30 protein-coding genes, 8 tRNA genes and 1 pseudogene are annotated in these 26122 nt (G+C 31.7%); 11 read left to right on the forward strand and 28 right to left on the reverse strand.

Going from position 1 to position 26122, the window contains the following annotated elements; all coding sequences use genetic code 11:
• Positions 1-17 precede the first annotated feature (17 nt).
• The 17 genes and pseudogenes from HW275_RS05425 to HW275_RS05505 form a co-directional block, all read right to left on the reverse strand.
• A complete protein-coding gene (locus tag HW275_RS05425) occupies positions 18-1187 on the reverse strand; it encodes an MFS transporter (protein WP_178935596.1) in 1170 nt (389 codons plus the stop codon).
• A 205-nt stretch (positions 1188-1392) separates the two neighbouring features.
• On the reverse strand, positions 1393-1680 hold the full coding sequence (locus HW275_RS05430) for a TM2 domain-containing protein (protein ID WP_051354388.1): 288 nt from the start codon (positions 1678-1680) through the stop codon (positions 1393-1395).
• Positions 1681-1730: 50 nt separating this feature from the next.
• Positions 1731-2089 (reverse strand): annotated as a pseudogene (locus HW275_RS05435) (YbaB/EbfC family nucleoid-associated protein).
• Between the two features lie 67 nt (positions 2090-2156).
• Positions 2157-2241, reverse strand: a tRNA-Tyr gene (locus HW275_RS05440).
• A 23-nt stretch (positions 2242-2264) separates the two neighbouring features.
• Positions 2265-2340, reverse strand: a tRNA-Thr gene (locus tag HW275_RS05445).
• Between the two features lie 6 nt (positions 2341-2346).
• Positions 2347-2423: transfer RNA gene (locus HW275_RS05450), tRNA-Asp, on the reverse strand.
• Positions 2424-2427: 4 nt separating this feature from the next.
• Positions 2428-2503: transfer RNA gene (locus HW275_RS05455), tRNA-Val, on the reverse strand.
• A gap of 40 nt (positions 2504-2543) precedes the next feature.
• Positions 2544-2618, reverse strand: a tRNA-Glu gene (locus HW275_RS05460).
• A 119-nt stretch (positions 2619-2737) separates the two neighbouring features.
• The gene (locus HW275_RS05465) at positions 2738-3328 is read right to left on the reverse strand and encodes a YigZ family protein (protein WP_178935597.1); all 591 of its coding nucleotides are present in this window, start codon (positions 3326-3328) and stop codon (positions 2738-2740) included.
• Between the two features lie 183 nt (positions 3329-3511).
• Complete coding sequence (locus tag HW275_RS05470; protein WP_178935598.1) at positions 3512-4672, reverse strand: hypothetical protein; 1161 nt, start codon at positions 4670-4672, stop codon at positions 3512-3514.
• A 17-nt stretch (positions 4673-4689) separates the two neighbouring features.
• A complete protein-coding gene (locus HW275_RS05475; RefSeq protein ID WP_178935599.1) occupies positions 4690-5571 on the reverse strand; it encodes a hypothetical protein in 882 nt (293 codons plus the stop codon).
• Between the two features lie 130 nt (positions 5572-5701).
• A complete protein-coding gene (locus tag HW275_RS05480; protein ID WP_178935600.1) occupies positions 5702-6466 on the reverse strand; it encodes a site-2 protease family protein in 765 nt (254 codons plus the stop codon).
• Between the two features lie 66 nt (positions 6467-6532).
• Positions 6533-6814: an AAA family ATPase gene (locus HW275_RS05485; RefSeq protein ID WP_178936415.1), complete on the reverse strand. Its 282-nt coding sequence runs from the start codon at positions 6812-6814 to the stop codon at positions 6533-6535.
• Positions 6814-6957, reverse strand: coding sequence for an AAA family ATPase (locus HW275_RS05490; RefSeq protein WP_218975098.1), 144 nt, complete (start codon positions 6955-6957; stop codon positions 6814-6816). The genes HW275_RS05485 and HW275_RS05490 overlap by 1 nt, the downstream gene beginning before the upstream one ends.
• A 145-nt stretch (positions 6958-7102) precedes the next feature.
• Positions 7103-7414 carry a hypothetical protein gene (locus HW275_RS05495; protein ID WP_178935601.1) on the reverse strand — a complete coding sequence of 104 codons (312 nt, stop codon included), beginning with the start codon at positions 7412-7414 and terminating at the stop codon, positions 7103-7105.
• Between the two features lie 49 nt (positions 7415-7463).
• Positions 7464-9293, reverse strand: a complete 1830-nt coding sequence (glmS, locus tag HW275_RS05500; RefSeq protein WP_178935602.1) for a glutamine--fructose-6-phosphate transaminase (isomerizing) — start codon at positions 9291-9293, stop codon at positions 7464-7466.
• Positions 9294-9877: 584 nt separating this feature from the next.
• On the reverse strand, positions 9878-11410 hold the full coding sequence (locus tag HW275_RS05505; protein WP_178935603.1) for a UDP-N-acetylmuramoyl-L-alanyl-D-glutamate--2,6-diaminopimelate ligase: 1533 nt from the start codon (positions 11408-11410) through the stop codon (positions 9878-9880).
• Positions 11411-11566: 156 nt separating this feature from the next.
• Between HW275_RS05505 and HW275_RS05510 the strand changes: the two genes are divergently transcribed.
• The 11 genes from HW275_RS05510 to HW275_RS05560 all read left to right on the forward strand — a co-directional run bounded on the left by HW275_RS05510 (position 11567) and on the right by HW275_RS05560 (position 20009).
• Positions 11567-11654, forward strand: a tRNA-Leu gene (locus tag HW275_RS05510).
• Between the two features lie 23 nt (positions 11655-11677).
• Positions 11678-11754 (forward strand) — tRNA-Met (locus HW275_RS05515).
• Positions 11755-11757: 3 nt separating this feature from the next.
• Positions 11758-11834, forward strand: a tRNA-Met gene (locus tag HW275_RS05520).
• A gap of 93 nt (positions 11835-11927) precedes the next feature.
• Positions 11928-12215 (forward strand): putative quinol monooxygenase, encoded by a 288-nt coding sequence (locus HW275_RS05525; RefSeq protein WP_178935604.1) that lies wholly within the window; start codon positions 11928-11930, stop codon positions 12213-12215.
• Between the two features lie 226 nt (positions 12216-12441).
• Positions 12442-13338: a peptidyl-prolyl cis-trans isomerase gene (locus HW275_RS05530; RefSeq protein WP_178935605.1), complete on the forward strand. Its 897-nt coding sequence runs from the start codon at positions 12442-12444 to the stop codon at positions 13336-13338.
• 242 nt (positions 13339-13580) lie between these two features.
• Positions 13581-15080, forward strand: coding sequence for a hypothetical protein (locus tag HW275_RS05535; RefSeq protein WP_178935606.1), 1500 nt, complete (start codon positions 13581-13583; stop codon positions 15078-15080).
• A gap of 125 nt (positions 15081-15205) precedes the next feature.
• A complete protein-coding gene (phnC, locus tag HW275_RS05540; protein WP_178935607.1) occupies positions 15206-15958 on the forward strand; it encodes a phosphonate ABC transporter ATP-binding protein in 753 nt (250 codons plus the stop codon).
• A 9-nt stretch (positions 15959-15967) separates the two neighbouring features.
• Positions 15968-16762, forward strand: coding sequence for an ABC transporter permease (locus HW275_RS05545; protein WP_178935608.1), 795 nt, complete (start codon positions 15968-15970; stop codon positions 16760-16762).
• 32 nt (positions 16763-16794) lie between these two features.
• On the forward strand, positions 16795-17601 hold the full coding sequence (locus tag HW275_RS05550; RefSeq protein ID WP_218975099.1) for an ABC transporter permease: 807 nt from the start codon (positions 16795-16797) through the stop codon (positions 17599-17601).
• A 457-nt stretch (positions 17602-18058) separates the two neighbouring features.
• Complete coding sequence (locus tag HW275_RS05555; RefSeq protein WP_178935610.1) at positions 18059-19219, forward strand: YARHG domain-containing protein; 1161 nt, start codon at positions 18059-18061, stop codon at positions 19217-19219.
• A 94-nt stretch (positions 19220-19313) separates the two neighbouring features.
• Positions 19314-20009 carry an SH3 domain-containing protein gene (locus tag HW275_RS05560; RefSeq protein ID WP_178935611.1) on the forward strand — a complete coding sequence of 232 codons (696 nt, stop codon included), beginning with the start codon at positions 19314-19316 and terminating at the stop codon, positions 20007-20009.
• A 368-nt stretch (positions 20010-20377) separates the two neighbouring features.
• Here the strand turns inward: HW275_RS05560 and secY are convergent, their stop codons facing one another.
• From secY to rplN, 11 genes are read right to left on the reverse strand one after another with little or no spacing between them, the layout of a single operon-like run.
• Positions 20378-21685, reverse strand: a complete 1308-nt coding sequence (secY, locus tag HW275_RS05565; protein ID WP_178935612.1) for a preprotein translocase subunit SecY — start codon at positions 21683-21685, stop codon at positions 20378-20380.
• 46 nt (positions 21686-21731) lie between these two features.
• Positions 21732-22346: a 50S ribosomal protein L15 gene (rplO, locus tag HW275_RS05570; protein WP_178935613.1), complete on the reverse strand. Its 615-nt coding sequence runs from the start codon at positions 22344-22346 to the stop codon at positions 21732-21734.
• 5 nt (positions 22347-22351) lie between these two features.
• A complete protein-coding gene (rpmD, locus tag HW275_RS05575; protein ID WP_006806072.1) occupies positions 22352-22531 on the reverse strand; it encodes a 50S ribosomal protein L30 in 180 nt (59 codons plus the stop codon).
• 21 nt (positions 22532-22552) lie between these two features.
• Positions 22553-23062 carry a 30S ribosomal protein S5 gene (gene rpsE, locus HW275_RS05580; RefSeq protein ID WP_178935614.1) on the reverse strand — a complete coding sequence of 170 codons (510 nt, stop codon included), beginning with the start codon at positions 23060-23062 and terminating at the stop codon, positions 22553-22555.
• 18 nt (positions 23063-23080) lie between these two features.
• Positions 23081-23443 carry a 50S ribosomal protein L18 gene (rplR, locus tag HW275_RS05585; RefSeq protein WP_178935615.1) on the reverse strand — a complete coding sequence of 121 codons (363 nt, stop codon included), beginning with the start codon at positions 23441-23443 and terminating at the stop codon, positions 23081-23083.
• Between the two features lie 13 nt (positions 23444-23456).
• Positions 23457-23990: a 50S ribosomal protein L6 gene (rplF, locus tag HW275_RS05590; protein ID WP_178935616.1), complete on the reverse strand. Its 534-nt coding sequence runs from the start codon at positions 23988-23990 to the stop codon at positions 23457-23459.
• Between the two features lie 32 nt (positions 23991-24022).
• Positions 24023-24418, reverse strand: a complete 396-nt coding sequence (gene rpsH, locus HW275_RS05595; RefSeq protein ID WP_178935617.1) for a 30S ribosomal protein S8 — start codon at positions 24416-24418, stop codon at positions 24023-24025.
• Positions 24419-24439: 21 nt separating this feature from the next.
• Entirely contained in the window at positions 24440-24727 is a 288-nt protein-coding gene (gene rpsN / locus HW275_RS05600; RefSeq protein ID WP_178935618.1) for a 30S ribosomal protein S14, read from the reverse strand.
• A gap of 30 nt (positions 24728-24757) precedes the next feature.
• The gene (gene rplE / locus HW275_RS05605) at positions 24758-25312 is read right to left on the reverse strand and encodes a 50S ribosomal protein L5 (RefSeq protein ID WP_178935619.1); all 555 of its coding nucleotides are present in this window, start codon (positions 25310-25312) and stop codon (positions 24758-24760) included.
• Between the two features lie 25 nt (positions 25313-25337).
• Positions 25338-25721, reverse strand: coding sequence for a 50S ribosomal protein L24 (rplX, locus tag HW275_RS05610; RefSeq protein ID WP_369682576.1), 384 nt, complete (start codon positions 25719-25721; stop codon positions 25338-25340).
• Positions 25722-25736: 15 nt separating this feature from the next.
• Complete coding sequence (gene rplN / locus HW275_RS05615; RefSeq protein WP_012806357.1) at positions 25737-26105, reverse strand: 50S ribosomal protein L14; 369 nt, start codon at positions 26103-26105, stop codon at positions 25737-25739.
• Positions 26106-26122: the final 17 nt, after the last annotated feature.

The raw sequence follows: 26122 nt of genomic DNA on the forward strand, positions 1-26122 counted from the left end.
TACCTAAATGAAAAAAATTACAATTTTTTTACTAAAATTAAAACTAGCACAAAAGACATTACAATAATATTCACAACAAATGGAAAAAAAGGATTAAAATTTAATAAATGCCCAGAAACCAGCGAACCAATTGCAGTTCCAAGTGAACCTACCGCAGAAGCCACTCCCAGTATTTTCCCCTGATTTTCCCTATATCTCTGAGCAATAATCGTATTTCCGAGCGAACGTACAATCTCATAAGTCATCGTATAAACAGCCATCAGAATGTACGGAGTTACACCAAATTTTACTTTGAAAAAAATTCCCGCCATCAATATTATCCCAACAAAAATCAAAAATTTATAAACACTTTTCTCCTTAAATTTTTTTAATAATTTCCCCAGCAAAAATGCAGTTCCAAAAAAAGCAAGCAATGACGAGCACATTACAAAAGTCCCGATTGCATCGGAAGAAACTTTTTCATAAAATTTTAAAAAATAGTTTAAAGCGCTCCCGTAAGAATAAATTCCTATTCCTGAAAGCAGTATTATAAGGCAGAAAAATTTGGAATATCCATCCAATTCCTTAATATATCTAAAAGTTGCAAACGGATTCAAGTCCTTTTTATTTTTTTCTTTCCCAAAATTATTATCTTTTTGCACAATTTCCTTCATAATCAGCAAAATAATTACCGAAACAATACTTCCGCCAACAAACTGCAACGCAAAGGAGAATCGCGGATCATTCATGGCAGTTGCCGTATATCCCCCTATTTTCTGCCCAATCGCCCCGCCAATTACAGTGGCAGAGCTGACTTTGGCAATATTCTTCGCCTTTTCTTCTTTTTCAGAAAGCTGACTCACATATCCAAATGCCACAGCAAATGTTCCCCCTGAAGCAAATCCCGAAATCATCCGTGCCAGAAATATAAGCGGCAAATTCGTCCCAAATCCAAAAATAAGCTGCGACATTCCATAACAAAATGGCATAAACACAAATATCCTCTTCATCCCAACTCTATCTGCCAAAGCCCCCAAATAAGGCGAAGAAATAAACATCGCCATACTCATAAACGCCAGTAATTCCCCCGAAATACTTTTCTTCCATCCTCTCAGTTCAATTAGTGCAGGCGTTGCAGGATGCCCTAAATTATAAACAATAATACATAAAAACATCAGTATTATCATCCTATCTATATTTTTTTTCATTTTTCCATCTCCTTTCCTTTTAAATATTTCTGTTAATTCTAATACTATTTCCTCTTTAAATAGCAAAAATCAAAAAAATCATAAAATTAAAGTCATTTTTTTAAAAGATTATCCTATTATGCTTGTTTATTAATTATTTTTGATTAAAAAAAAATCAATAAAAATTATTTATTGATTTCCCATTTTTAAATATTCTTAAACCTTACTAATCTGATATTCTACCAAATTCATCAGCTGGCTTTTGTACTGCTTTTATTATTTGAATAACACATATTACAAATTCTACAAAAAGAATTACCATTCCAACCAAAAGAATATATGTTAATACTCCTATTATTCCTGCAATTAAAAAATATATTCCTTCCTGTTTTCTACCCGCATAAAATGAATGGATTCCGAAAGCTCCAAAAAACCAGGCTAATAAGCAATAAATTACTTTATTGTATTTAGGTTTTTCATTTTCTATATTTTCAGGCAAATTAGTTTCTGACATAATAAGTCCTCCTTAAAATATATTTATATATAAACATAATTTTTAATTTTTTAGAATAATCCTGGAATACTTACTCCGCCAGTAACTACTTCCATTTCCTTTTCAGCCATTTCTTCAGCTTTATCCAAGATTTCGTTTACTGCGTTTACAATTAAGTCAGAAACTATTGTTGCATCATTTTCCTCAATTGCATCTTTTAATACATCCAACGAAATTGATAAGTCTACAATTTTTTCTGTCCATTTGCTTTTACAGTGATTCCTCCACCAGCAACAGATGTTTCTACAAATTTGTCCTTTAAGCCTTCTTGAATTTTTAACATTTCTTGTTGCATTACTTGAGCTTGTTTAATTATATCCTGCTGATTTCCACCAGATTTGCTTCCAGCTCCTTTTATTTTTCTAACCATAGCTGATAATTCCTCCTACGAATTATGATTTAATATTTATAACAAATTTTATTTTTATAAAAAAAAATGGTGGAGAGGGAAGGATTCGAACCTTCGAAGGCTGAGCCGGCAGATTTACAGTCTGATCCCTTTGGCCACTCGGGAACCTCTCCACAACATTCTAAATTTTAAATAGTGGTGCCGCTTGTCGGACTCGAACCAACCACCTACTGATTACAAGTCAGTTGCTCTACCAGATGAGCTAAAGCGGCATTAAATGGCGGAAGTGACGAGACTTGAACTCGCGACATCTTGCGTGACAGGCAAGCACTCTAACCAGCTGAGCTACACCTCCATAATGGTGGTCACAATTGGGCTCGAACCAATGACCCCCTGCTTGTAAGGCAGGTGCTCTCCCAGCTGAGCTATGCGACCATAAAACAATCACCATTTAACTAATATTCAATTTTTAAATTGGTACGGCCTAGGGGGATCGAACCCCTGTTACCGGGATGAAAACCCGAGGTCCTAACCACTAGACGAAGGCCGCGCACCATTCCCTAATCTGCTTTCCCATTACTCACAGACAAGAAATATAATATCATATTTAATTTTATTTGTCAACAACTTTTATAAAAAATTTTGAGTTTCTTTAAAATTTATTATTTTTTACATTTTTATTACTATTATTTTCTGCAAACCATTTAGTTCATGCTCAATTTCATCATTTGCTGATATTTTCACAGTAACTCTGTTTGAATAATTCTTTTCAAGTATTTCTATTCCAAATTTTAGTGTATTTGCATTTAAAAAAGTTTCTATTTCTGAAGTATATTCATAATCATAATCTAGGATGAAAATGGATTTTTCCACATATTCTACAATTTCTGCCTCATTGATAGCTAATTTCGCAGTTTTCGCATAATTTCTTATAAGTCCGCCTGCCCCTAGTTTTATTCCTCCAAAATATCTCGTCGCAACTATCGCCACATTATATACATCCAGAATATTAAGTATTTCTGCCATCGGTTTTCCCGCTGTACTGCTTGGCTCTCCGTCATCATTGTATTTAAAGTATTCCTGTCCATTTTCCACCACTCTGTAAAGCGGAACATTGTGAGTTGCATTTGGATGCATTTTTCTTATTGAATCAATAAACTTTTCAGCTTCAACTACTGTCGAAACTGGTTTAATATACCCAATAAACTTTGACTTCTTTTCTTCAAATTCAATTACCGTTTCCTTTGCTACAGTTTTCACGCTTCTCCTCCTTTCATTTTATAAATTTAAAATGATATTATTATGTTATCATAAAAATAAAACTCAGACAACCTATTTTTATAATTAAGTTTATCTGAGTTTCTATAATTTTTTAGTTTCAATACCACTGAGTGTAACTTTTTATAAATATTGCCGCTTTAGCAGTTCTGAATACTTCCAAAATTAGCTTTTTATATGATTTTTATTTTGAGTCTTCCCAGCCTTCTCTTTTTCCTTTTCTCTCTCATCTTTTAAAATTTCATCCAGCAGCTTAATTACTCTTGTATTTTCAAACTCTTTTCTGTATCTGCTTATTACACTTTCATCTGCAATGGAAAGCATTTGTGCAACTGCAAGATAGAGCGCCAGTTCAGACTGCTCATTAAAATAAACATCTTCATAGCTTACATCCTTTGTTGAAACATTGTCCAAATAATATTTTACTGCATTTTCTATTCCATAATTCATCATGTTTTTAGCTATTTTAATTTCAGCAATTTTTAACTTAAAACCTCTTACATAGTCATCTGGAACACCAAACTCCTTCTGATTTTTTCCAATTTTAAAGTAGTCAATTATACGCTGATATTTATTTATTTCCTGCTTCTGATTTTCCAAATTTTCTTTCCCGCTGTCCAGAATTTCCTTTACGCTTTCACCGTAAGTCCTTGTATCCTCTAAGACATTTTCAGCGTCTTTATCAGAATCATCATCAGCATCCTTATTTTGTATAATCCCTTTTTTATTGTCATAAGAAAATCCATCAGGCAGGTCATTTGCCTCATTATTAGTTTCTTCCTCATCGTCAGTCAAATAATCGCCCAATGTTTCAATGAACATTATCATATCCAGATTTTCACTTAGTGTATCAACAAGTTCCATTGCTACAGAATTTTTATAACGGCGTTTTATAAGGTTGTAATAAAATTTTGCTTTTTTTTCATCGCCTTTCAGCTTATAGTAGGTAAATTCGTTTGAAAGTTTATCAAATCGTGTTGAATACGGAGCAATTTTATCCATATATTCCCTTGCTTTTCTAAAGTCCTTTTTTTCTCCCACTATGTAGGCTCCTACAAGAACTGCACCCAATGTTTCATTTCTTTCATCTTTTTCATAAATTTTCTTTAATTTTAAGAGATTATCATTTTCCTGCCCATCTTCTGTAAAAAAATTTTTTTCATCTTTGATCTCATATTCAAATTTTATCGTTTCATCAATTACATCCTGCTTTATCCCAATTTTGGAAAGCCTGTCCTGTATGAGTTCAGCTCTAGTGTATGCTGACAGTTCACATCCCAGCGTTAAAAAGAATGGCAATGATAACGATATAAAAATTTTTTTCATAAACTTTCTCCTTTTTCCTAATTTACCATTTTTGACAAGAAATCCTTGTCCTTTTCAGTTTCAGTCTGAATTTTCTTAGCAATCCAAGTATCTTCCAGTTTTGCGCCATTACTTATTTTTAATAAGTCTTCCTTTATTTCCTCATTCATTATTACAACATTAAAATAAAGTATAACTTCCGCACGTAAATTATAATTTTGTATTTCCTCGCTCACATTTTCATTTACAATATTATTTAAATATTCTGCAACAGCCTGCTTCACTTCTCCCTTGTCAAAAAGATTGCGAATCTTATTCAAGTAATAAGTCAATTTCATAAAATAGTATTCCTCGTCAGAAACTCCCACTTTTCGACGTTCACTCTCGTTTTTTAATAATTTTAGCACTTTTTCCGTAAGCATCTGTTTTTCCTCAAAATCTTTTGCCACAAAAATTTTTGCTAGCGTAATGACAACTGTATCGTTATATTTTTGGGGAATTTCATCCATATATTTTTCAAAACTTGGTATATCCCCCTTGTCCAGAGCATACATCATTTTTGAAAAAGTCTTTTCATATTCGTATGGCGTGTATTTTACAAACAAATCAAGGTACTTTTTGTAATCTCCACTTATTTTTGACTCAAAAATTGTAATTAGAGCCTGTGCCGCTATGTAGTTCCTCTCATCTTTCTGAAGCAATTTTTCCAGCTTTTCAATCCTTTCCCGAATAATTTTCTCATCATTTTCAAAATACTGCGTATCCCTTATCTCATAGTCCAGTGCCACCGTTTCATCAATTAATGCCTGCTTAACCCCAAGTTTCGACAGCGTTTCCTGAATTTTCTCCTTTTGTGAAAAACCATACGATCCAAAATTCATCATTAAAAATATTCCTAAAATCAAAAATAATTTTCTCATCTTTACCACGTCCTTAAAATTTTGATAAAAACATTTTATACACTTACTGTTCATGTCTAAAATTACAACACTATATTATATCCCATATTTTCGATTTTCAAAAATTTTTATTGAATTTTCTTATATTTTTTTAAAGAAACAAGCTGATATTTATTCCTGCCAGTCGTAAAAAAAATTCCACAATTTCCAAAAAGCCGTGTGTTAAAAATGAACTTCCAAAATAAACAATTACAAAAATAATTAAAATCCCGTATCTTTCAATTTTATTATAAAACTCCCTAACTTTCTCCCCTGAAAAAGAATAAACTATTCTCCCTCCATCCAGCGGCGTTATTGGTATCAAGTTAAACAATCCAAGCAAAAGATTTATTAAATATATGTAAAGCAGAATCGTCATAAAAATATTCTCAATATCCAGATGCTTTCCTAAAAATTTCAACAGCACAAGCGAAATTAGCGCAAGAGTGAAGTTTACCACTATTCCAGCGATTGCAACACAAAATAATCCAAGCCGATGCGGCCTTAAATTATAAAAATTAACTGGAACAGGCTTTGCCCAGCCTACCAAAAATTTAAATCCGCTCAAAAGAATGAGAATCGGCAGTATTATTCCCGTCAAATCAATATGCTTTAAAGGATTTAATGTTATTCTTCCTTTTCTTTTTGCCGTATCGTCACCAAATTTATAAGCCACATATCCGTGTGCCACTTCGTGAAGAGTCATTGATATTACAAAAACCGCAAATGAAATTATCATATCCCTTGAAATTTTTGTTGTAAAAAAAATCCTTGCAATAAAATAAATAATAATTGCAGCGATAATCCCCAGTTTTACTTCTGAATACCGAGGATTTAAAACCTTAAACCTGTCATAATAATTTTTTACTATTTTCACAAAACTTCCTTTCCAAAACCGCATGTTTCTAATGCGTTTCCTGCTTCATTTTACTTTTACCCCTCTTCAATCCCCACTTCTACATCCTTCTTCCAAAACTGTATGTACTTCCATATTATTCAATTCAGAAAAAATCCCTTCTTTTGCAACTCTCAAAACTCCAGTCATTACAACCATTTCAACATAGTCATTTCCCTTAACTGTACTTTTGTAAAAGCCTTTGAAAAAATTAATTGCCTTATTATAATGTCCATTTTCATGTGCCTTTATTATTGGATTGTCATACTCATCTATAAGCAGAATTACTTTTTTACCATAATAATCATACAAATACTTAGACAAAAGCATTAATGCGTCATTCCAGTTTTCAGAATTTCTTCAATTAGTCCAGTCTTGTCAAAATAATAGTAATCATTTTGTATCATTACTTCAAAATTATCAATTCCAACTGGTAAATTTTTCTTTTTTTCTGATTCCTCATTTTTTCCCAAATACATCACCCCAATTTATTTTTATTTAAGTTAATTATACCAAATTTCATAAAAAATAACAAAGCATTTTAAAAAATTATCAAAAAAATATGGAGCACCAAAACTGATACTCCAACTAACATTTTTTATTACTTTTTTCCTTTTACTATTTCTTAAACATTCCAGTAACTTTATTTGCTAAGCCCTTAGCCCCTTCTACTGTTTTGTCTACTGCTTCCTCAGTGCCTTTTTTCACATCTTGAACAATTTTATTATTTGAAGCTTTTTCTGCTAAATCTTTTGCGCCTTCCACAGTTTTTTCAAAAACTTCTTCTGTTCCTTTTTTAATATTCTGAGCAACTTCGCTCCCTGCAATTTCCTTTGTTTTGTCAGCAGCCTTGTCAGCCAAGTCTTTTGCTCCATCTACAGTTTTTTTCAAAGCATCTTCTGCACCTTTTTTCAAATCATCAAATTTCATAATCTTCTCCTCCATTTTCATCATTATTTATAATTATTAGATAATTATCTTATTCCACAGTTACTGATTTTGCCAAGTTTCTTGGCTTATCAACATCATTTCCTTTTAACTTTGATAAATAGTATGCTAATAGCTGATGAATCACGATTGTTGGAAATCCTGCGTAATCATCTGCCACATCTGGAATATAGAACACTTCATCCGCCACTTCTTCCACAACTGTATTTCCTTCTTTTGCAATTGCGATAACGTAGGCTCCTCTTGAAGTAACTTCCTTTATATTTGATACTGATTTTTCAAACAAATCAGACTGTGTAACGTTTACAACAACTGGCACTCCATCTGTAATAAGTGCAATTGTACCATGTTTTAATTCCCCTGAAGCAAAAGCCTCTGAATGAATATACGAAATTTCCTTGGATTTTAACGCCCCTTCCACAGCGATTACATAGTCAAGCCCACGTCCAAGATAGAACATGCTTTCGCTATCTTTAATCTTGTCTGCGACATTTTTTATTTTTTCGTCATATTCCAGCATTTTCTGAATACTTTGCTCCACATCATACAATTTCTTAATATCTTCAACTGCTTCATCTTTTGTAATTTTTCCAAATTTATATGCAAAATCAATTGCCATCAAATTTAAAATTACCATTTGAGTAGTGTACGCCTTTGTAGAAGCAACAGCGATTTCAGGCCCTGCCCAAGTGTAAATAACGTGATCCGCTTCTCTTGCTATCGAAGAGCCAACTACATTTGTAATTGCAACAACTCTTGCCCCATGTCTTTTCGCTTCTTTCATAGCCTCAAGCGTATCTAAAGTTTCTCCAGACTGGCTTAACACAATAACCAATGCTTTATCATCAATCACAGGGTTTCTATATCTAAATTCTGACGCAATGTCAACATCCACACGGATTCTTGTTTTTTTCTCAATAATATGCTTTCCGGCAAGCCCGGCGTGATAAGCAGTTCCGCAAGCCACGATATAAATATCATTGATTCCGCTCAAATATTCCTTTGTAAGCCCCGTATTATCAAAATTAATATTATAATTTTCATCAACTCTGCTGTTTAAAGTTTTTACAAGCACTTCTGGCTGCTCATGAATTTCTTTTTCCATAAAATATTCATACCCACCTTTTGAAGCTGCTTCCAAATCCCACTCAACGTGTGTTACATCTCTTTTTATCTCATTTCCTTCAGTATCCATAATTTTTACAGAATCTTTTTTTATTTCCACGATTTCATTATTTTCAATCAAATATACATCTCTTGTATATTTCAAAATTGCTGGAATGTCAGAAGCAATAAAATTCTCACCTTTCCCTAAACCTACTATTAACGGACTTTCTTTTCTCGCAGCGATAATTCTGTCAGGCTCTGAAATTGACATCATTCCTAGCGCATACGCACCTTTAATAATTTTTAACAATTTTTTTACAGCTTCTAATAAATCACCTTCATAAAGGCTATCTAGCAAATGTGCCACAACTTCCGTATCAGTTTCAGAAACAAACTCATATCCTTTGGCAATTAAATCTTTTTTTAGTTCCAGATAATTTTCAATAATTCCATTGTGAACAACGACTAATGTCTTATCCTTGTTAAAATGAGGATGTGAATTTTCATCAGATGGCTTACCATGAGTCGCCCATCTTGTATGCCCTATCGCAACTGTCCCTGAAAGCGGATGTTTTTTCAGCTCATCAGCCAAATTCTGCAATTTTCCAACTTTTTTCACAATCTCAAATTTTTCATTTCCAGTATTAACAGCAATCCCAGCCGAATCATACCCTCTGTACTCCAATTTTTCCAACCCATCAATAACAAATTCCTGAGCATTTTTCGCTCCAATGTAACCTACAATTCCACACATAATACTTCTCCTTCATAATATAAAATTACTAAAAAATGCTACTATAATACCTTTGTAATCCCAATTACTCGAAATTTTTGTATATTATTAAGGTTGTAACCACCTAAAGAGCATCCGCCGATTATTTCGATAACTCCTTCCCTCGTCACCTTCTGAAATATCATCGTTTACATTGATTATTCCAAAAGGGCTGGCGCTTTTTAACTTTTATTTTCCAGTTAAAGTGATTATATCAAATTTTTTATATTTTTTCAATATGCGGCCCCGTTATTTTTTGTATGATTCTTTGTATATGTACAAAAAAATAACCGCTATTTTTATGTAGCGATTATTTAAAATTATTTCTAATATTTTTATTAGTACTCTCACAATAAAATTGTCTTTTACATATAAATCTCTAAATTCTTCAGATATTTTATAAAATCCTTTGTTTCCTAATTTTAATAAAGTTTCTTATCTCCAACTAATTTAAATATATAACCTCTGTACGTTTTTTCATAAATTGTCGGATTTTTTATTTTTTTTCGTTAAATTCAATTATTTTAGAAGTCTCTAGTTCAGGCGTATCATTTTACTGCCCAAAATTACTCCATCTCTTCCAAAATATCTCTCACAACTTCCCTATCATCAAAATGCGTTTTTTCAGTTCCGATTATTTGATAAGTTTCATGCCCTTTTCCTGCGATTAACAGGCTGTCGCCTTTTTGAAGTAATTTCATACCGTGTTTTATTGCTCTTTTTCTGTCAGCGATAATTAAATATTTGTCAAATGGATATTTTTCTTCAATAAGCCCTTTTTCTATATCCGCTAAAATTTTTACCGGGTTTTCTGTACGGGGATTGTCTGAAGTCAGAATGATGTAATCGCTGAATTTTGCGGCTGCTTTTGCCATTTTTGGACGTTTTTCGTGATCTCTGTCACCACCTGCGCCAAATATTGTTATTACCTGATTATCTGTGATTTGCTTTAAAGTTTTTCCGACATTTAAAAGCCCGTCGTCTGTATGTGCAAAGTCAACTACAATCCGTACTTCCAAATCATTTTTTATTGTTTCAAATCTTCCTGGTACAGGCGGCATTTTTTCCAGTTTTTTCACAATATAGCTCATTTCAATGCCAAGTGACAATGCAGAAGCCACACAGCCAAGAATATTATATAAATTATATTCTCCGACTAAATCGACTTCAAATTTGTATTCTTCCTTTTGCTCTTCATTTATATCCTTTAAACGAGGATTTGTTTTTTCTAAATAATTTTTTAAGTCTATTTTCACTTTCATTCCGTTATTTGTATAATTTACAATATCTCCCCAGATGTCAGCTTCTTCATTTCTCACACCTATCGAAATATAGTTGCTGGATTTTTTTTCAGAATAAATTTTTGATCCATATTCATCATCAATGTTAATTACGCCTGTCCCGTTATTTTTTTTGTCATTTCTCAACATTGAGAATAATTTTTTCTTGGCATTAAAATAATTTTCCATTGTCTTATGAAAATCCAGATGATCCTGTGTCAAATTCGTAAATATTGCAGAATCAAATTGCAGCATATCCACACGTCCAATTTCCAATGCGTGCGAGCTGACTTCCATTATAAAGTAATCTGCTCCTCTTTTTACACTTTTATCAATTAATTTTATTAGTTCCAGCGATTCAGGAGTCGTATTTAATGTTTCAAATTCCTCGTCTAAAATACGGTTTCCTGTTGTCCCTATTCTAGCTGTATTTTCCAAAATGTTTTCTAAAATAAAACTTGATGTAGTTTTCCCGTTTGTTCCCGTAATTCCAATAATTTTTATTTTATCTTGCGGATAATCATAATAATTTGATGCTATTGTCCCTAGTTTTTTTCTTATGTCTTCCACTAAAACAAAAGTTACATCATCAGCATTCTCATACTCAGCCATAGTCACATTTTTTTCCACAATAATCATCTTGGCTCCGCTGTCAATTGCCTTCTGAATAAAATCATGCCCATCTGCCACACTTCCAGCCATTGCCACAAATACGAAGTCTTTCTCGATTTTTCGTGAATCATACTCAATACCCTTTATTTCAAAGTTTTTTCCCTCTTTAAGCACTCTATGCTCTACATCTTTAAATATTTTATACATTTTACACATTCTCTCCCTTTTCTAAAGAATCTCAGGATTCTCAAATTTATCTTATACTTTATTCTATCACTTTACTCAAAAAAAATCTAGAAAAAAAGTTGTTGACAAATTCAAAAAAATACTATATAATGTTATTTGTAAGTTTGCTTTTTAAATGCCTTGGTGGCGAAATCGGTAGACGCACAGGACTTAAAATCCTGTGGGAATTTATCCCGTGCCGGTTCAAGTCCGGCCCGAGGCACCACTTAATAGAAACTACATTATTGTCGCGGGATAGAGCAGCATGGTAGCTCGTCGGGCTCATAACCCGAAGGTCGTTGGTTCAAATCCAGCTCCCGCCACCAAATGCCTAGATAGCTCAGTTGGCTAGAGCATACGGTTCATACCCGTAGGGTCGGAAGTTCGAATCTTCTTCTAGGCACCATTAATTATACTAGTTAATTTGTACTTGCGATTATTGTAGGTATTTTTTTTTACAAATATTTACTAAATAAAAAATTTTAAGGAGAGAATAAGCATGATTCATATACTGGCAAGTTTTCAAGTGAAAAACGATAAATTATCTGACTTTATCAAACTTTGTAATGAACTTATAGAAGAAAGCCGTAAGGAAGAAGGATGTGTTTCCTACCATTTACAGCAAAATTCAGAAAAAGAAAATCAATTTGTATTTGTTGAGGAATGGAAATCCAATGAAGCTATTAAAAAACATAATTCAAGTGAACATTTTACCAGAATTATACCACTATTAGTAGAAATGTGTGAAAATGCTCCAGTTATTCAGACATTTAACAGAATAATTTAAAAGTTATCAGAATGCAGCTTATTTGACTGCATTTTTTTATTAAAAAATATTTTATTGAAAAATAGAGAAAATTTTTGTCATTTATCAAATTCTTATTTTAAAATAGGCATATTATTTTAAATTTTTTACTCTGTCCAAATAAAATTAAAAATTTGAAATGTTTGTAATGTTATGATATACTAAAAACATAAATTAAATCTAAAAATTAGTTTGGAGGGCAAATATAATGAAAAATAAAATTAAAATAGGTGTCTTAACTCTATTATGCATATTTGCAATGTCTTGCGGAAATAATGGAGGACAAAGTGGAAAGGTTTTATTTGAGTCGTCAGATAAAAAAATAAAAGTATACGAAAGCGAAGTTAATAATGAATTGGAAAAAGGATTATTTTCCAATGGACTGACTGAAAAAGATCTCACTCCTGAGCAAATTACACAAATGAGACAGTCTATTATAAAAAATATCGCTATAAATAGGGCAATCGCCTTGAAAGGAAAAGAGGAAAAACTTAACAAGGACAAAAAATACACTGAAAGCCAAAATATCTTGCAGGAACAACTATTGGCCAATTTAGCTATATTTAATGAACTTAATGACAAGGCAAAAGTTAGCGATGAAGATGCAAAAAATATTTATGATGCAAATGCGGCTAATTTTACACGTCAGGAAGATACTGTAAGACTGCAGCTTATCGTATTTAATACTTCAGATTCAGCAAAGGCAAATCAAGTATTAAAGGAAGCCGTTGCAAATCCAGCCAATTTTACTGCTTATGCACAAAAATATAACGCAAGCATTCAAGGAGTTACTGAAAACGGTGAAACTCAGGAAATTCCATTAAGTCAGCTGGAAAGCCGTTTTGGCCCTTTAAATGAAGCTATTAAAAATGTAGCGCCTGGAAAAATCGTAAATAGCGTCGTTACTGTTGGAAATGACTTGTACATTGTAAAAGTTTTGGAAAAAAATACTAAAGGACTGATTCCTTTTGAAAAAGTTAAGGACGCTATAAAAACTCAATTAAGAAATCAAAAAAGACAAGCCGAACAGCAAAAATTTATAAAATCCGTAACTGATGAATATAAATTATCAAATATTGATGAAGCAGTAAAAAATATCAAATAATTTATTACATGCGAAACTTAAATTAGGAAACAATTTCCAAGTTTAAAATTTAACTATGCAGTAAGACTGCTTTAAAACTAACTTAAAAGTTTTGGCTATGTTACTTAAGTCCCTAAGTTTTATTTCAAAAGGGCTTTAAAATAGAAAGGAGCTGTTTTAAATAGATATAAAATTTATAGCATCTATTTTTAACAGCTTATTTAATGTAAAAGAATACTAAATGCTGAAAAGGAGGTTATTTTGTGAAAATATTGAAATATTTGTTAAGCCTTGTATTAATAGTTCTAGTTATCCTGCTTTCTGGTGTAATATTTTCCAGCAATATTGTTTCATACATGACAAAAACCAAACATTCGGAATTTGAAAATGTAAAATTTTCCATAAAGAACAGCGAAATGGTTTTTGATAATTTTGTAGTTAATGGAAAAAGCCTGGGAAAAGGGCGGGCTACTGTCGGAGTTATTAGAACCGGGCTGTTCAAACTCGTACCAAAACTGACATTGTCTAACCTGAAGCTGGAAGACGTTAATTTGGATGGAATTTATAAGGAAAGAAATGCTCAAATTGATACTTTTACTGATAAAATAAATTCGCTTACCGCTCAGGAGAAGGCAGATAAATCAACAGCTGATTTTATTAAGGAAACTACAGATAAAGTTACAGCTTTGACAACTAATACCGACAATTTTATTAATAGCAAATTACGTGAGAACATTGAAAAAGTTAACGTGCTGAAACAGGATTATGTAGGACTTACAGACTTAAAAAGCAAGGCTCAGAAGATTGTAGAACTTAACAACGAAATAAAGCCTTTAACAAAGGCTATCGATGCGGAAAAGGAAAATATTGAAAAAAATATTTCTGAAATTGAAATGGAGCGGAACATTGCACTTACAAACGTTTCAGATAATCTAACCAAGCTGGAAAAGGAAATTTCGTTAAATGACTTCAATAACATTAATTCCAGCAACAGCACCCAAAATATGAACCTGTATATATTTTTGGATAAAGGGAAAGACTTGGAAACTTCATTAAACACTGCCTTAAAATCAGCTGCCCTTATAAAAGAAATAAAAGACTTGAATATGAGAATATCAGACATTAATATTAACGATGGAAAAATCATAGCTAGAGGTCTGAATGGAAGCAATACAAAAGTGACTGGAGAAGTCTTATTGGAAAACAGTGCAAAAGCATTAATAAAAGGGCAGAACAATGGTTATGAAATTATTTATAACAAGGATAATTTCACTTCCAAGACATTATTTGCAGCCAATAAAATAAGTTCCATTATTGAATATGCAAAAAATGACTTACTTGAAGGAAAAGTTGTAAAACTTGCTTCAGAACTTGTTCTTGAAAATAATAACTTTAAAAACTTAAACCACACTGTGCTGACTGATGAAGAAAAAACATTGCTGACTCAGAAAATTGAAAATTTGAGAAATAACAATTATCAGCAAATTATGGCTAAATATGAAGAAGACAATAAAAATATCGAAACATTAATTGACAGTGTCTATGCGCAAAAAACTAAACTTGACAAACTGCAAAAGGATTTATTATCACTAGGAACTATTGTTACATTTGAACAGCCAGCTAGCAACACAGCTTCCGAAAATAACAGCCAGAATAATAACTCCACCATTAATATTTTAAATAATTCAAATAATAATCCTGACAATAACAAGAACCAAAATGAAAATCAGAATTCCAGCAAAATTAATATCGGAAACAGATAAATTTTTTGGAAATTATAGGCATACCACAACTGATATGCCTTATTTTTTAAACTTTTGTTTGTATAGCGAAACCATTTTAAGACTCACAGCTTTCGCTATCAAAAGTTCAGAGAAAGGAAATATTTATGTTATTAAGTATAAAAAATGTTTCAAAAAAATATGACAATGGGACAATTGCCTTGAAAAACGTTTCATTTGATGTGGAAAAGGGTGAATTTATATCGGTTATTGGGCCATCAGGTTCGGGAAAATCGACACTTCTCAGAAGTATTAATAAAATGATTGATATTTCAGAAGGTTCAATTTTATTTGAAGATAAAAATATTGAAAACTTGAAAAAGGGAGAAATAGAGCTTGTCAGACGGGAAATTGGAATGATTTTTCAAAATTATAACCTTGTGGAAAGGCTTACCGTTATTGAAAACGTGCTTCATGGACGACTTGGGTATAAGTCGATAATTGCTGGAATATTAGGCATTTATTCAGAAGAGGAGAAAAAAGAGGCTTTTAGCTTTCTTGAAAAGGTAAATATGACTAAGTATGCTTACCAGAAGTGTAATGAACTGTCTGGAGGGCAAAAACAGCGTGTAGGAATTGCAAGGGCAATTATGCAAAAGCCAAAACTTTTACTTTGCGACGAGCCAATCGCTTCACTTGATCCCAAGACTGCTGAAAATATAATGGACTATCTAGAAAAAATTGTTTCTGAGCTGAAAATTACGTGCATTGTGAATCTTCATCAGGTTGATATTGCCAAAAAGTATTCTGACAGGATTATTGCCTTGAATAAAGGTGAAAAAATTTTTGACGATAAAACAGAACACCTTACAGACGATATGATTGAATTTATTTACAAAGATGAAGAGCAGATACAATAAGGAGGCTTTATGAATTTAAATAAAAAAGATGTTTTTAAACGGAGATTTTATTCCAAAATTATATTTTTATCAATAATTATCCTGATTTATGCAATATCCTCCATTATTTCAGGCTTTCAGAATGGAATGGCTTTTTCCTCAATTCCAGCTGGCATTTTTTGGCTGTTACAAAAGTTTATACCTACACAGAATGCTTTGCAATATTTTCCAGAAATTATGAATTCGGCAATAAAAACCGTTCTGCTTGCCATAACTTCCACAATGATTTCTGCAACTTTTGCGTTATTTCTCGCAATAATTGGCTCAAACTCAACTGGAATCAATATTTTTACAAAAATTACAACAAAAGTAATTGCTTCATTTTTTAGAAATATTCCAATTGTCGCATGGGCTTTAATACTGGTATTTTCCTTCAAGCAGAGCCAATTTACAGGTTTTCTCGCATTATTTCTAATAACATTTGGTTACTTGACACGTGCCTTTTCCGAAACAATTGACGATGTTGCAGGTGATGTGATTGAAGCACTGAAATCAGTTGGAGCTTCCTATTTTCAGATAATATTCTGTGGAGTTATTCCAAGCGTTTCCTCACAGCTCTTGTCGTGGCTTCTGTTTTTTATCGAAACAGGTGTTCGGGAATCTACACTAGTTGGTATTTTGACAGGAACTGGAATTGGATTCACATTTAGCCTGTATTACAAAAGTTTTAGGTATGATGCCGCCGGACTTGTAATTTTAATAGTTACAGTTATTGTAATCGGAATCGAAATTCTGTCTAACAAACTTAGAAAAGAAATGATGTAAAACAAATTAACAGAAGGAAGGTGAATTTTCTTTTGGAAAAAATAAGAATTAAAAAACTCACAAAATCAAAAATTTATTTATACATAACCTTGTCCCTATTGTCAATTATTACGATTTATACATTAGTCACAATGGATTTTGGCGGTGTAAACATTGGTGAAGCGACCGGGCATTTTTTTAAAGATTTAGGAACAATGTTCTTTTCTCCCAAGCTATCTGAAAGAAATACCTTTAATCAAATTTTGTTTAGTCTTGCGGTAACAATTGCCTTAGCTGCACTTACAACAATTATAGGTTCATTTATAGCACTATTTCTATCTTTCTTTGCAGCGCAAAATTTATCAGGCAGATACATTTCCAGAACTATAAAGCTAGGCATATCGTTTATCCGTGCCATCCCAACAATATTATGGGTTATGGTTTTTTCAGTCGTGGCAAATGTCGGCGTAGAAGCGGCAATTATTGGAATGACTTTTCACAGCGTTGCCTACCTTGTAAAAGCCTACTCCGAAAGCATTGAAGAAATTGACAGCGGAATAATAGAAGCTCTTATGGCAACAGGCGCTTCATTCTGGAAAATAATATTTCAGGCTGTATTGCCAAGCACTATTACATCCCTTTTATCGTGGACATTTATCCGTTTTGAAATAAATTTTACAAATGCTGTATTAGTGGGAGCGGCGGCTGGAGCAGGTGGAATTGGATACGATATGTTTATGTCAGGAAGCATGTATTTTGATATAAGAGAAATAGGAGTCTTTGTATATCTAATATTTGGAGTAGCAATTATATTGGAACTTATTTCATATTTGTTGAAAAGAAAATATTTAAAAAATTAACGAATAAATTTTAATAAAAAATCTCTAAGTCAAGATAATCTCTTTTTTAGGGATTTTTTTCTTGAAATTCTCATTTTTCTTTAATCTTCTTATGCTATACTAATTTTATAAATAAAGTCTGTTAATTATTAACACAAAAACTTAAATTTTTACAAACATATATTCATATCAACACTAATAAATAAATCAACTTAACACTAGACACAACGATATATAAGAAATTTCAGTCAGCTTACTTCTCCAGTTACTGAAAAATACAATAAAAATATACAAAATTATGTGAATTATTTACCAAGCTCAAAAAAAATATTATACACTTTTTTAATTTTTCTGATTTTATTCAAACCCTGATTACTTCAATCATGTAAGAAACATATTATTCAAAAAACTTTCAAAATTTAAACAAAAATGTTATATATTAAAATATAAATATTTATAAGAAAGGAAGTAGATTATTATGAAAAAACTAGTCAGTATAATAATATTTCTAATAACTTGCATATTTTCTTTTGGAAATGACTGGGAATTTATGTCGCAGGGGGAACATCTTATTCCACTTCAAATTTCTGATATGACTATAAAAAAAGAAAAAATAGAATTTAACCTAAGAGATGACGGGTTTATGGATGTATCAGTAAATTTTGTATTTGACAGTTCGTCTGCAGGAACTAGAACAATAGGATTTATAACACCGCCTGATGAATATAATGATGCCGATAATGCTCCAAGTGGCACAGGATATGATTCTGCAAGCATAGAAAATTTTAAAACTGTTGTAAATGGACAAGAAGTAAAAATCCGTATTGGAAAAATGAATGAATTTTTAAATAAAGGTTTTTTTACGCCAGAAGAAGAAAAAGAATATAAAAATAAATACAGCAGAGCATCTGTCTATTACTTTAAAGCTGATTTAAAAAAGGGAGAAAATACCATAAATCACAGCTATTCATATAGAGGAGCAATTTCAACGTATAATAGAGGGGAATACCGATACGTATTGACAACTATTTCAAAATGGAAAAACAAAAAAGTTGATGATTTTGAAATTATCATAAATATGAAAAAAAATGAACTATTTTCTCTGCCATATACATTTTGGAATGATGGAAAACCAATAAAATGGGAAATAGTTGGGGATGGAGATATTGTATTTCTGGATAAAAGTAAACTGGAAAAAGGGTATTCTGAAATAGTATATGCAAAATTAAAAAATGGATATGTAAGATATAAATCCAAAAATTTTGCTCCAGACAAAGACTTTTATTCCCACATACCAATGGATCGTTATATTTTAGGCGTAAAATCTGACATAAAAATAAATGGATATAAATTTAGAGATCCGCTCGAAGACGAAATAGGAAGTAATCTTACATTAAAGGGGTGGCCTGCAGGCGATAAAGCAATAAAAGAATTGGATAAATTAAGCACTTTTCAGCTTGAGGTACTAAGAAACTACCCTTTTGCAAAATTTGGATATGATTTTTCTAAAAAAGATCTGAAAAATTATTTTAGCCAGTTTTTCTGGTATGAACCAAATAAACAGGTTTATATACCTGAATACATTTATGAGAACAGGGTAAAAATAATAGATGAAATATTGAAAAAAAGAAAAAAATAAATTTAAGAAATTAGCTATACATTTAAAAAATATTTATGATTTTAATTATAATGTATAAAAGAATAATATTAATAAAAGTGAGGAGATAATTTTTATGAAAAGTAAAATAAACAAAGGAATATTTTTTATATTTTTTCTTGTTTTGTTATTCTGTTTTATTGGAAAAAGTGATACTGACAAAAATCACAAAGCTACATTTAAACCAGTAAATATAGAGGGATTGCTTGTTGCATCTATTGATGAAGATTGCTATGATGACAATGATGAAGATGATTCAATAATTTTTGATTTAATTCCCAAAGATAAAAATAGTTACAACGGAAAAACGTTAGAAATTGAATTATCCCGCAAAGATAAAGAAAAATTTTTAAAAGAAAATTTTAATGAAGCAAATAAACTTCTTGCAAAAAAAATAGATTATGCTGTTCAACCAGTAATTATTAACGTTTCAAACATTGGAGTAAGATTGACTTGTGGGGCAGGTTTTCCTGTATACTATGCAAAAATTTCCAGTGTCACAAAATTAAAAAATACAAAAGCCATATTTTTAAAAAATTTAAATGATTTGGAAGATAAAAAATATAAAACAAAAATGAAAAAAATAAGACCTAAAGAAAATGCAGAGGTAAAAAAATTACCTGAAATTAATGCATCTATTATAGGAAAAACTGAAAAAGGAGAAGAATTTATGGTAATAAACAAATATGGTGATTGGTATTATATTATTTTTGCATATCCTGCCGGTACAGGATACATACATAAAAAACAGATAGAAACTGAACTAAAATAAATAATTTTATGATATTCACAAATATTATTAATAAGTTAGATTTTTATATACTTTATTTACTTATACTAAATTACTAAAAATAAAAATTATTATATTTATTTGCTGTCAAGAAGAACCGAACCTTACTACTTTAATGAAGAAGAAAATTAACTGATTAAAATTAATAAAGTCAATAAAAAAGGGGCTGTATCATAAAGTAAATAAAATTACTAAATCATAAATTTTATATATTTTACTATATTTATAAAATCAATAAAAATAATATCTGTTGATTTTTAAAAATATATAACATTTATGTTATTAAAATTATTTTTGACTTATGAGACACCCTCTTTAAAATTATATTTCAATTGTTAAATTTTTATTTTTTAACGCTTTCTTCTATTTACAAAACTCTTCATCTGTTTAACTGCTAAATAAGAATCTATTTGCAATAACAGTTCTACAGCTGTTCCGACTAAGATTAGCAAACTCGTTCCTCCAAGCATAACTGGAAGCTTTAAGACATATCCAAACCAGATATTTGGCATAATTCCCAATAGTGATAAAAATATCGCACTTCCAAATGTTACTCTTGTGGCAACTTTTTCCAAATAGTCAGCCGTTTCCTTTCCAGCCCTTACTGTTGGAATTGTTCCTCCGCTCTGTTTCAAATCATCAGACACTTTGTCTGGATCAAAAGCGATAGTAAGCGTATAGAAAAATGAGAATACTGTAATTAATATTGCAAACAGTAACAGATAAAATACACCTTTTGGCTCAAACTGAGCTGCTAAAAAGTTTTTCAAGTTTCCACTTTTCATCATTGAAACCAAAAATGACGGCGCTGCCATTAATACTGACGCAAAGATTATTGGCATTACTCCAGACATATTTATTTTTAATGGCAAATATGTTCTTTTTCCAACTGTACTTTGCCCTCCTCCAAATCCAAGACTTCCTTTACCTGCATATTGGATAGGAATTCTTCTTTCAGCCAGCTGTACAATTACCATTAATGCAATGAATACTATGAATACTACAATTGATAAGCCTAATAAAACTCTTCCCATTCCACTAGGCAATCCTGTAAGCATAGCACTAATAACAGATGGCAATCCTGCAACAATATTTAAGAAAATTAACATTGATGTACCATTTCCAATACCTCTTATTGAAATTCTTTCAGAAATCCACATCAAAAACGAAGTTCCACCTGTAATTAGAACTACTGTACTAAGTATGAATTTTGGTCCTGGCTCCAATACCAATCCTTGATTTTGCATTAAGACTGCAATTCCAAATGACTGAATTATTGCCAGCACGATTGTTACATATCTTGACCATTGAGTTATTTTATCTCTTTCTTTTCCGCCTTCCTTTTGCATTTCATCTATTTTAGGGAAAATTACTCCTAATAATTGAAATACGATGGAAGCATTAATATACGGGACGATTCCCAATGCAAAAATTGAAGCTCTTTCAACAGCTCCACCCGAAAATAAATTTAAAAATTGAGCAATTGCATTTCCCTGCTGGAAATTTTTAAAAGCCTCTGTATTAATTCCCGGAACTGCTATATGAATTCCAACTCTTGCAACCATTATCATAAGTAATGTAAATGTTACTCTTTTTTCTAGTTCGGGTATATTAAAAATAGCTTTTACCCTGCTTGTTACTGCTTCAGCTAGAGTCAATTCTATCACTCCTTTAGTATATGAAGAAAAAGCAAGATATTAAATCTTACTTATTCCCATCTTCTTTTTTATTATTTCCTGCTTTAGCTGAATATGATCTTACTTCTAATAATTCTACATTTCCTCCAGCCTTTTCAATTAATTCTTTAGCTGTTTTAGAAATTTTGTGTGCTTTTACAGTTAATTTTTTATTAACTTCTGCATTCCCTATGATTTTTAACAAGCTTGTAAAATCTTTTTCTTTTACATATGACTCAATGTTTACATTTAAATATTCCCTTACAGCTCTTCTGCCTTTTGTATTTCTTAAAGCCTCATCAGAATATTTTGTTATAAATTTAGGGTTTTTAACTATTCCATTTTCAACTAATGTTTGTAAGCTAACTACATCTCCATCATTAAATCTTCCAACAATATCAGCCAATGTAATTACTATTATGTCTTTTTTAAACGGCGCATTAGAAAATCCTCTTTTAGGAATTCTTCTAATAATAGGCATTTGCCCACCTTCAAATACAGGTGATACATATGAACCTGATCTTTGTTTTTGTCCATTGTGACCTTTACCAGCTGTTTTCCCCCAGCCAGTTCCATGTCCTCTTCCTACTCTTCTTCTTTCTCTTTTCGATCCAGCAGCAGGTCTTAATTCATTAAGATTCATCTATTCTAAACCTCCTCTACTTTAAGTAAATAAGAAACTAATTTAATTTTTCCTTCAATATCAGCAGTTTTGTTATGAACTGCACTTTGACTGATTTTTCTTAATCCAAGTGATTTTACAGTCGCAACATGATTAGGTTTTCTTCCATTAATTCCTTTTACAAGCGTTACTTTTACTTTAGACATTAATTTTACCTCCTAACCTTATTATCCTAAAATTTCTTCAACTGATTTTCCTCTAAGTCTTGCTACGTTTTCAAGAGAACGTAATTGTTTTAAACCTTCCAAAGTTGCTCTTGCAACGTTATCTTTAGTTTTTGAACCTCTAATTTTTGTAAGCACATCCTTTACACCTGCTAACTCGAGTAATTCCCTAGTTGCTGAACCGGCGATAACTCCTGTCCCTTTTGAAGCTGGTTTCAATAATACAGAAGTTGCATTATATTTACCAATTTGCTCATGTGGTAAAGTTCCACCTTTTAATGAAACATTTACTAAGTTTTTCTTAGCGTTCGCAATGGCTTTTCTAATTGCATCAGGTACACCGTTAGCTTTTCCTAAACCGATACCTACTTTTCCTTTTTCATCTCCAACAGCTGCTAATACTGAGAACGAAATTCTTCTTCCTCCTTTAACAGTTTTAGAAACTCTGCTTATTCTTAAAAGTCTTTCTTTGTATTCACTTTCTCTTTCTCTGTTATCTCTATCTCTAGCCAAAATAAATCCTCCTTATCTTTAGAATTTTAATCCTGCTTCTCTCGCAGCATCTGCCACAGCTTTAACTCTTCCTGTGTACACGTATCCTCCTCTGTCGAATACAACAGCAGTAATTCCTTTATCTAATGCTTTTTTAGCAATTCTTTCTCCTATTTGTTTAGCTGCTTCGATATTTGAACCATTTTCAATTTTTGCACCTTTTTCAATAGTTGATGCAGAAACTAAAGTGTTTCCTGTTGTATCATCAATTACTTGAACAAAAATATTTTGTAAACTTCTATACACAGCAAGTCTAGGTCTTTCAGCAGTTCCAACGATTTTTTTTCTAATACTTCTATGTTTTTTTTGTCTTAATTTATTTCTATCAAGTTTTTTTACCATTAAAATCTACCTCCTATCCTTTCTTACCTTCTTTTCTTCTAATTACTTCATCAGCGTATTTAACACCTTTTCCTTTATATGGTTCAGGTGGACGTTTAGCCCTGATGTTTGCAGCAACTTGTCCAACTAACTGCTTGTCAATTCCTTCAACAGAAATTTTAGTATTTCCTTCAACTTTGAAAGTGATTCCTTCTACTGCTTCAATTTCAACTGGATGTGAATATCCTAAAGATAATGTTAATCCCTTACCGCTAGCCTGTACTCTATATCCTACTCCGACCAATTCCAGTCCTCTAGTAAATCCTTCACTTACTCCAACAATCATATTGTTGAAATTTGCTCTTGTAGTTCCATGAAGAGCTCTGATATTTGGTAAATCACTTGATCTTTCAAATGTAATTTCATTACCATCAATATTTACTTTAATTTCACTGCTTAATTCTTTTACTAACTGCCCTTTTGGCCCTTTTACAGTAAAAGTATTTCCATCCTGCTTAACCTCAACGCCAGCAGGTATAGTTATAGGTTTTTTACCTATTCTTGACATTGTTTATCCTCCTAATTTATAAAATGCGTAAATTACCACACGTAGCAAAGAACTTCTCCGCCAACGTTATGCTTTCTGCATTCCTTGTCTGTAATAACACCTTGTGGTGTTGAGACAATGGCAATTCCTAATCCACCCAATACTTTAGGTAAATTTTCTACAGATGTATGAACTCTTCTTCCAGGTTTTGATATTCTTTTTAAACCTTTGATTACAGCTTCTCCATCTACAGTTTTTAAAGAAACAACTATATTCTTTATAGCTCCTTCTTCTTTAATTTCGTAACCGTTTATATATCCTTCATTTTTTAATATATTTGCTATACTTTCCTTAATTTTTGAAAATGGTATTGCAACTTGTGCATGTTTAGCCATGTTTCCATTTCTGATTCTAGTAAGCATATCAGCAATAGGATCTGTTAAATACATTAATTCTTCCTCCTCTCAAAATTACCAACTTGATTTTTTTACTCCAGGAATAACTCCCTCTCCTGCTAATTGTCTGAACATAACTCTTGAAATACCAAATTCTCTCATATACCCTCTTGGTCTTCCGTTAATTTGACATCTATTTCTAACTCTTGTAGGCGAAGCGTTTCTTGGTAATTTAGATAATTCTAAAATTGCTTCTCTATCACCTTTTTTAGCTCTTGCTTTTAATTCAGCTCTTTTAGCCGCATATTTATCAACTGTTTTTTGTCTTTTTAAATTTCTTTCAACCATTGCTTTTTTAGCCATTGATTAAATTACACCTCCTTCAAAATAATACTATTTTGCAAACGGCATTCCGAATGCTTTTAATAAAGCTCTTCCCTGCTCATCATTTTGTGCTGTAGATACAATTGTGATTCCTACTCCAAAGATTTTATCCACTTTATCAATTTCAATTTCAGGGAATACGATTTGTTCTCTTAATCCTAATGTATAGTTTCCTCTTCCATCAAATCCTTTAGGTGAAACACCTTCAAAATCTCTTACCCTTGGTAATGTGATACTGATTAATCTGTCTAGGAATTCATACATTTTTTCTTTTCTTAATGTAACTTTTGCTCCAATTTTTTGTCCTTCTCTTAATTTAAATCCAGCTTCTGATTTTCTAGCAGCTCTTGCCACAGGCTGTTGTCCTGTAATTTGTGCTAGTTCAACAAGAGCAGCATCTATTAGCTTAGGATTGCTTGCTGCTTCTCCAATCCCCATATTCACTACTATTTTATCAAGTTTTGGCACTTGCATAACGTTAGATAAATTTAATTCTTTCAATAATGATGAAACTATTTCATCTTTGTATAATTTCTGTAATCTTGGAATATATTTTTCAGCCATTTATTACATCCTCCTCTCTAAAATATTATATTTCGTTACCAGATACAACTGATATTCTTACTTTTTTTCCATCTCTTATTTCTTTTCTTACTCTTGTAGGTTTCCCTGCTCCTTCATCCCAAAGCATTACTTTAGACGAGAAGATCGGCATTTCTCTTTCTACAACTTCGCCTTGTGGGTTCATTGCGTTAGGTTTAATATGTCTTTTTTTGATATTTACACCCTCAACAATTATTTTTCCAGTTTTAGGGAATACTTTTAATACTTTTCCAATTTTTCCTTTATCTCCAGTTTGCGTACTCTTTTCATTACGTAACAAATCTTTTGATCTACCGCTAATTACAACAACTGTATCTCCAGTTTTAACATGCAATCTTTTAGGTACTGATTTTAAATTTGGTTTAGCCACGTTTAACTCTCCTTCCTATAATACTTCTGGTGCTAGAGAAACTATTTTCATAAAGTTTTTCGCTCTTAATTCTCTTGCTACAGGTCCAAAAATTCTTGTCCCTCTTACTTCTAATGCCGTATTTAATATAACTGCCGCATTATCATCAAATTTTATATATGAACCGTCTGCTCTTTTTAATTCTTTTCTTGTTCTAACGATTACGGCTTTTACTACATCACCTTTTTTAACGTTTCCGTTTGGTATAGCTTCTTTTACAGTTGCTACTACGATGTCTCCGATTTTACCGAATCTTCTTCTTGATCCACCTAATACTCTAATAACCATGATTTTTTTAGCTCCAGTGTTATCAGCAACATTAAGCATCGATTGTTGTTGAACCATTTAAAATTTCCTCCTCT

The sequence above is a fragment of the Leptotrichia sp. oral taxon 223 genome, assembly GCF_013394795.1.
In the GTDB taxonomy this organism is placed as follows: domain Bacteria; phylum Fusobacteriota; class Fusobacteriia; order Fusobacteriales; family Leptotrichiaceae; genus Leptotrichia.

What these genes read in the sequence shown, in the direction of transcription:
- rpmD (WP_006806072.1), bottom strand. Translation starts at nt 22,531, where the DNA reads ATGTCTAAAGTAAAAGTAACGCTTGTAAAAGGAATTAATGGAAGAAAA.
- HW275_RS05560 (WP_178935611.1), top strand. Translation starts at nt 19,314, where the DNA reads ATGAAAAGTAAAATAAACAAAGGAATATTTTTTATATTTTTTCTTGTT.
- HW275_RS05530 (WP_178935605.1), top strand. Translation starts at nt 12,442, where the DNA reads ATGAAAAATAAAATTAAAATAGGTGTCTTAACTCTATTATGCATATTT.
- HW275_RS05495 (WP_178935601.1), bottom strand. Translation starts at nt 7,414, where the DNA reads ATGAAATTTGATGATTTGAAAAAAGGTGCAGAAGATGCTTTGAAAAAA.
- rplO (WP_178935613.1), bottom strand. Translation starts at nt 22,346, where the DNA reads ATGAATCTTAATGAATTAAGACCTGCTGCTGGATCGAAAAGAGAAAGA.
- HW275_RS05475 (WP_178935599.1), bottom strand. Translation starts at nt 5,571, where the DNA reads ATGAGAAAATTATTTTTGATTTTAGGAATATTTTTAATGATGAATTTT.
- HW275_RS05430 (WP_051354388.1), bottom strand. Translation starts at nt 1,680, where the DNA reads ATGTCAGAAACTAATTTGCCTGAAAATATAGAAAATGAAAAACCTAAA.
- HW275_RS05470 (WP_178935598.1), bottom strand. Translation starts at nt 4,672, where the DNA reads ATGAAAAAAATTTTTATATCGTTATCATTGCCATTCTTTTTAACGCTG.
- phnC (WP_178935607.1), top strand. Translation starts at nt 15,206, where the DNA reads ATGTTATTAAGTATAAAAAATGTTTCAAAAAAATATGACAATGGGACA.
- HW275_RS05545 (WP_178935608.1), top strand. Translation starts at nt 15,968, where the DNA reads ATGAATTTAAATAAAAAAGATGTTTTTAAACGGAGATTTTATTCCAAA.
- HW275_RS05525 (WP_178935604.1), top strand. Translation starts at nt 11,928, where the DNA reads ATGATTCATATACTGGCAAGTTTTCAAGTGAAAAACGATAAATTATCT.
- rplE (WP_178935619.1), bottom strand. Translation starts at nt 25,312, where the DNA reads ATGGCTGAAAAATATATTCCAAGATTACAGAAATTATACAAAGATGAA.
- rplF (WP_178935616.1), bottom strand. Translation starts at nt 23,990, where the DNA reads ATGTCAAGAATAGGTAAAAAACCTATAACTATACCTGCTGGCGTTGAG.
- rpsN (WP_178935618.1), bottom strand. Translation starts at nt 24,727, where the DNA reads ATGGCTAAAAAAGCAATGGTTGAAAGAAATTTAAAAAGACAAAAAACA.
- HW275_RS05485 (WP_178936415.1), bottom strand. Translation starts at nt 6,814, where the DNA reads ATGCTTTTGTCTAAGTATTTGTATGATTATTATGGTAAAAAAGTAATT.
- HW275_RS05505 (WP_178935603.1), bottom strand. Translation starts at nt 11,410, where the DNA reads ATGTATAAAATATTTAAAGATGTAGAGCATAGAGTGCTTAAAGAGGGA.
- HW275_RS05555 (WP_178935610.1), top strand. Translation starts at nt 18,059, where the DNA reads ATGAAAAAACTAGTCAGTATAATAATATTTCTAATAACTTGCATATTT.
- rplR (WP_178935615.1), bottom strand. Translation starts at nt 23,443, where the DNA reads ATGGTAAAAAAACTTGATAGAAATAAATTAAGACAAAAAAAACATAGA.
- rplN (WP_012806357.1), bottom strand. Translation starts at nt 26,105, where the DNA reads ATGGTTCAACAACAATCGATGCTTAATGTTGCTGATAACACTGGAGCT.
- glmS (WP_178935602.1), bottom strand. Translation starts at nt 9,293, where the DNA reads ATGTGTGGAATTGTAGGTTACATTGGAGCGAAAAATGCTCAGGAATTT.
- HW275_RS05425 (WP_178935596.1), bottom strand. Translation starts at nt 1,187, where the DNA reads ATGAAAAAAAATATAGATAGGATGATAATACTGATGTTTTTATGTATT.
- rpsH (WP_178935617.1), bottom strand. Translation starts at nt 24,418, where the DNA reads ATGTATTTAACAGATCCTATTGCTGATATGCTTACTAGAATCAGAAAT.